The organism is Pollutimonas bauzanensis (genome assembly GCF_040393045.1).
Lineage (GTDB): Bacteria > Pseudomonadota > Gammaproteobacteria > Burkholderiales > Burkholderiaceae_B > Pollutimonas > Pollutimonas bauzanensis_A.
In genome coordinates, this window is sequence record NZ_JBEBUX010000187.1 from 1 (window position 1) to 5,763 (window position 5,763).

The window sequence follows — 5,763 nt, forward strand, 5'->3', positions numbered from 1 at the left end:
CCAGGCTGCAGACGACGCTTCACGGCCAGGTAGACCTTGATCATCTTGAGCACGCCAGGAGGCAATTCGTCGCCCTGCGTCAGCTTCTTGCGCTTTTCTTCAAAGGCCAGATCAAACTCGTGACGCTTCTGCTCTACCGATTCCTTGGCCTGTTCAAGCACCACGGCATGGGCTTCGTCAGCCAGACGCACGTCGAACCATTGCCAACGATCCAGGTCGGTCAGGTATTCGGTCGTCAGGACTGTGCCCTTGGCCAGCTTGCGCGGGCCGCCGTTGACGGTTTTGCCAACAAGGTACTTGCCGATACGATCGAATGTGTCGTTTTCAACAATACGCAGCTGATCGTTAAGGTCTTGGCGATAACGGCGCAGTTCATCGTCAATGATGGCCTGAGCCCGCTTATCGCGTTCAATACCTTCGCGGGTAAAGACTTGTACGTCAATAACCGTGCCGACCATGCCCGATGGCACGCGCAGCGAAGTATCTTTAACGTCGGAAGCCTTCTCGCCGAAAATAGCGCGCAGCAGCTTTTCTTCAGGAGTCAGCTGAGTCTCGCCTTTAGGCGTGACCTTGCCAACCAGCACGTCGTCGGCACGCACTTCGGCGCCGATATAGACAATGCCCGAATCATCCAGACGATTCAATTGCGTTTCGGCCAAGTTGCTAATGTCGCGCGTGATTTCTTCTGCGCCCAGCTTCGTGTCGCGAGCAACAACGGTGAGTTCTTCGATGTGAATCGACGTGTAGCGATCGTCAGCCACAATCTTCTCGGAAATCAAGATCGAATCTTCGAAGTTATAGCCGTTCCAGGGCATGAACGCGATCAGCATGTTCTGGCCCAGAGCCAGTTCACCCAGGTCGGTCGATGCGCCATCAGCCAGGACATCGCCGCGTGCGACGTGATCGCCGCGCTTGACGATAGGACGCTGGTTGATGTTGGTATTCTGGTTGGAACGCGTGTATTTGATCAGGTTGTAGATGTCTACCCCGACCTGGCCGGCGATGTCTTCTTCGTCATTAACGCGAATAACAACACGCTCAGCATCGACGTGGTCAACAATACCGCCACGAATAGCCTGTACGGTGGTGCCGGAGTCGACCGCAACAGTGCGTTCGATACCCGTACCAACCAATGGCTTTTCAGGACGCAAGCAAGGCACAGCCTGGCGTTGCATGTTGGCGCCCATCAGTGCCCGGTTGGCGTCATCATGTTCCAGGAACGGAATCAACGATGCGGCAACGGATACGATCTGCGACGGAGCGACGTCCATGTAATGCACGTTGCTTGGCGCGGTAAGCATGGTTTCACCCGCTTCACGGCAAGCTACCAGGTCATCGGCGAAGCGGCCTTCTTCGTCGAGCTCGGCGTTAGCCTGAGCAATGACGTAGTGACTTTCTTCGATGGCCGACAGGTAATCGATCTGTTCGCTGACCTTGCCGTCGATAATTTTGCGGTAAGGCGTTTCCAGGAAGCCGTACTCGTTCAAACGAGCATACAACGCCATGGAGTTGATCAGGCCGATGTTTGGACCTTCCGGTGTTTCGATCGGGCACACGCGGCCGTAGTGGGTCGGGTGCACGTCGCGCACTTCGAAGCCTGCACGTTCGCGCGTCAAACCGCCAGGCCCCAAGGCCGATACGCGACGCTTGTGCGTAATTTCGGACAGAGGATTGGTTTGATCCATAAACTGCGACAGCTGGCTCGAACCGAAGAACTCCTTGATGGCAGCCGAAATCGGCTTGGAATTGATCAGGTCATGCGGCATGAGGTTTTCGGTCTCGGCTTGGCCCAGACGTTCTTTGACCGCACGCTCGACACGCACCAGGCCGGCACGGAACTGGTTCTCGGCCAGTTCGCCCACACAACGCACCCGGCGATTACCCAAGTGATCGATGTCATCGATCTGACCGCGACCGTTGCGAAGCTCGACCAGAACCATAATGGTTTCCAGGATATCTTCGTTGGTCAGAGTCATGGGACCGGTGATGTCTTCACCACGGCCCAGACGGCTGTTGACCTTCATACGGCCAACACGCGACAAATCGTAGGCGTCTTCGCTGTAGAACAGGCGCTGGAACAAGGCTTCGACGGCGTCCTCGGTAGGAGGTTCGCCAGGACGCATCATGCGATAGATAGCCACGCGAGCAGCCATTTGATCGGCTGTTTCGTCGGTGCGCAAGGTTTGCGAGATATAGCCGCCACGATCCAGGTCATTGATGTACAAGGTCTGAATTTCGTGAATATTGGCGGCACGCAGCTCTGCCAATGTCGTTTCGGTGATCTCATCGTTGGCATTGGCAATGACTTCGCCCGTTTCCGGATTGACGATGCCCTTGGCCAGTACACGGCCAAGCAGGAAGTCTTCCGGCACGGAAACGCGCTCGACTTTGGCCGTGGCCAAATCGCGCAAGTGCTTCGCATTGATGCGCTTGTCTTTTTCGACAATAACGTTGCCATCACGGTCGGTGATGTCAAAGTGGGCGACTTCGCCCTTCCAGCGATCGGCCACGAATTCCAGCATGCCGCCTTCTTTGTGGATTTCGTAGTTGTCGAAGTCCGAGAAGTGCGCCAGGATGGCTTCGGGATTCATCCCGATGGCTTTCAGCAGTATGGTGACCGGCATCTTGCGACGACGATCGACACGGAAGAACAGAACGTCCTTGGGGTCGAATTCGAAGTCCAGCCAAGAGCCGCGGTAGGGAATAACGCGCGCCGAGAACAACAGCTTGCCCGAGCTGTGCGTTTTACCGCGGTCATGCTCGAAAAAGACGCCAGGCGAACGGTGCAGCTGCGAAACGATAACGCGTTCCGTACCGTTAATAACGAACGAACCGGTGTTGGTCATGAGCGGAATTTCGCCCATGTACACTTCCTGTTCTTTAACTTCTTTTACTGTGGGCTTGCTGACCTCGCGGTCCAGCAATACCAGGCGCACCTTGGCACGCAATGGCGACGCATAGGTCAACCCGCGCAGCTGGCATTCCTTGACGTCAAAGACGGGTTCGCCAAGCACATAGCTGACAAACTCAAGCCGCGCCATCTGATTATGACTAACGATTGGGAAAATCGAACTAAAAGCCGCTTGCAGGCCTTCATCTTTGCGTTTGGAAGGTGTAGTATCCGCCTGCAGAAATGTTTTAAATGATTGCAGTTGAGTCGCCAAAAGGTAAGGGACGTCCTGGACGTCTTCACGCTTGGCGAAGCTCTTGCGTATGCGCTTTTTTTCGGTAAACGAATAAGGCATGAGCACTCCGACTCGAGGGTTACATGGGCCGTCAACCACGGCCCTGGTTTACGACTCCAGAAAACCCGACTCGGGCAAATAACCGGACCAGAATCGTGGGTTTTCTGGAAACGCAAAAGCCCGGGAAGGCCTTGGCGCTCCCCGGGCAAGCGAAAACAGACTTACTTCAGTTCAGCCTTAGCGCCAGCTTCTTCAAGCTTCTTCTGGGCAGCTTCAGCGTCAGCTTTGCTCAAACCTTCTTTAACAGGCTTTGGTGCACCGTCAACCAGGTCCTTGGCTTCTTTCAAGCCCAGGCCAGTGATTTCACGCACAGCTTTAATGACGCTAACTTTGTTTGCGCCGATTTCAGCCAATACGAGGGTGAACTCTGTTTGCTCTTCAGCAGCGGCAGCGCCGGCAGCAGGAGCAGCAACAGCCACAGCGGCGGCAGCAGCCGACACGCCAAATTTTTCTTCCATGTCCGTGATCAGCTCGGACAATTCGAGCACGGTCATGCTAGCTACAGCGTCAAGGATTTCAGCTTTGCTTAATGCCATTTTTAGAACTCCAAATATATATATAAATGCCAGGGTTGGGTGTCGCTCGGTTCGACGAAATCCGAAAGGTGCTGCTTACGCGGCTTCCTTCTGATCGCGCACGGCTGCGAGGCCGCGTACGAACTTGGTTGGAACTTCGTTGAGCGTACGCACAAATTGCGTGATTGGGGCTTGCATCGTACCCAGCAGCTTCGAGAGCAACTCTTCGCGCGACGGCATGGTGGCCAGGGCCTTCACACCATCTTGGCTCAAGACGTTATTGGGCAATGCCCCGCCTTTGATAGCCAGCTTATCGTTAGTCTTTGCGAAGCCAGCAAGTACTTTTGCCGCCGAAACCGGATCAGCGCTAATCCCGTAGATTAGCGGACCGGTCAGCTGAGCGGAAAGTTCCTCGAAAGGAGTTCCTGCTACAGCGCGACGGACCAGCGTATTCTTGAGAACACGCAGATACACACCCGACTCACGCGCAGTTTTGCGCAATACGGTTACAGAGGCGACGTCCAGACCACGGTACTCAGCGATAATGATCGATTGTGCCTTTGCAACTTGTGCAGAGACTTCTTCGATAACTACCGCTTTCTCTTGACGATTGAGACTCACGGTTTGAACACTCCATCTAAAGACGCATGGGAGGGTCCCTTGCGTCAACCGAATGCGGCGCACCTGGTCGAGTTCTTTAACAACAAGAATTCTTCCATGGGCGCCGTCTACGCTGGACCCAGTCAGTAAAGTCTGGAATTAAGCTCCGGTGCTAACGTACGTGTACGGGTTGCAACAGGGCTCCAGCGGTCTTTGACAGCAATGTCTGGCGAACCCAGACACAGCCCAAAGTTCTTTTTTTCCCCTGCGGCGTTTAAACCGCCAGGGAAGCTATTTCTACGCGCGCACCGCCGCCCATCGTGGACGAAACAGCCAGCTTACGCATGTACACACCTTTTGAAGCAGCCGGACGCGCCTTGTTCAGGGCATCGACCAATGCAGCCAGGTTAGCTTGCAATTGTTCTACTTCAAACGAAGCACGACCGATAGTGGCGTGGATAATGCCAGCCTTGTCGGTGCGATACTGCACTTGGCCTGCCTTGGCGTTCTTGACGGCGGTAACGACGTCAGGAGTAACCGTGCCAACCTTGGGGTTAGGCATCAAGCCGCGAGGGCCCAGGATTTGACCCAGCGCGCCAACGACACGCATGGTGTCAGGCGAAGCGATAACGACGTCAAAATCCATTTGGCCGGCCTTGATGCTTTCAGCCAGGTCATCCAGACCGACGATGTCGGCGCCGGCAGCCTTGGCGGCTTCAGCTTTTTCGCCTTGTGCAAAGACGGCAACACGTACCGACTTGCCTGTGCCAGCGGGCAGCACAACCGAACCACGTACCAATTGGTCGGATTTTTTAGGGTCGATACCCAATTGCACTGCGACGTCGATGGATTCATTGAACTTGGCAGTAGCCGTTTCTTTGACCAGCGTGAGCGCTTCAGTAACAGGGTAAAACTTGTTAGCGTCAATTTTGGCGGCAATAGCAGCCGCGCGTTTACTCAACTTGGCCATGCTTATACCCCTTCAACCGTAATGCCCATGCTGCGGGCGCTGCCGGCAACCGTGCGTACGGCTGCATCCAGGTCGGCGGCCGTCAGGTCGGGCGACTTGGTCTTGGCGATTTCTTCGGCCTGGGCACGTGTCAGGACACCTACCTTGTCAAGGTTCGGACGAGCCGAGCCTTTTTGCACACCAGTCGCCTTTTTGATCAGGACGGTGGCAGGCGGCGTCTTCATGATGAAGGTGAAGCTCTTGTCTGCGTAAGCGGTGATAACCACTGGAATTGGCAAACCTGGCTCGAGGCCTTGGGTTTTGGCGTTGAACGCCTTGCAGAATTCCATGATATTCAGACCGCGCTGACCCAGCGCCGGACCGATAGGGGGTGAGGGGTTAGCCTTACCAGCTGGTACTTGCAGCTTGATAAAGCCGACGATTTTCTTCGCCA

5 protein-coding genes are annotated in these 5,763 nt (G+C 55.2%); all 5 read right to left on the bottom strand.

All coding sequences use genetic code 11. The features are described 5' to 3' along the window. Positions 1-3,245: DNA-directed RNA polymerase subunit beta (gene rpoB, locus ABWO67_RS18835; RefSeq protein ID WP_353154726.1), on the bottom strand; the 3,245-nt coding region annotated here is incomplete at its 3' end. Positions 3,246-3,406: 161 nt separating this feature from the next. Then, the gene (rplL, locus tag ABWO67_RS18840) at positions 3,407-3,781 is read right to left on the bottom strand and encodes a 50S ribosomal protein L7/L12 (protein ID WP_353154729.1); all 375 of its coding nucleotides are present in this window, start codon (positions 3,779-3,781) and stop codon (positions 3,407-3,409) included. Between the two features lie 75 nt (positions 3,782-3,856). Next, positions 3,857-4,381, bottom strand: coding sequence for a 50S ribosomal protein L10 (gene rplJ / locus ABWO67_RS18845; protein ID WP_353154731.1), 525 nt, complete (start codon positions 4,379-4,381; stop codon positions 3,857-3,859). Between the two features lie 253 nt (positions 4,382-4,634). After that, on the bottom strand, positions 4,635-5,330 hold the full coding sequence (gene rplA, locus ABWO67_RS18850; protein ID WP_353154734.1) for a 50S ribosomal protein L1: 696 nt from the start codon (positions 5,328-5,330) through the stop codon (positions 4,635-4,637). A 2-nt stretch (positions 5,331-5,332) separates the two neighbouring features. Then, the coding region (gene rplK, locus ABWO67_RS18855; RefSeq protein ID WP_353154737.1) for a 50S ribosomal protein L11 at positions 5,333-5,763 on the bottom strand (431 nt) is incomplete at its 5' end.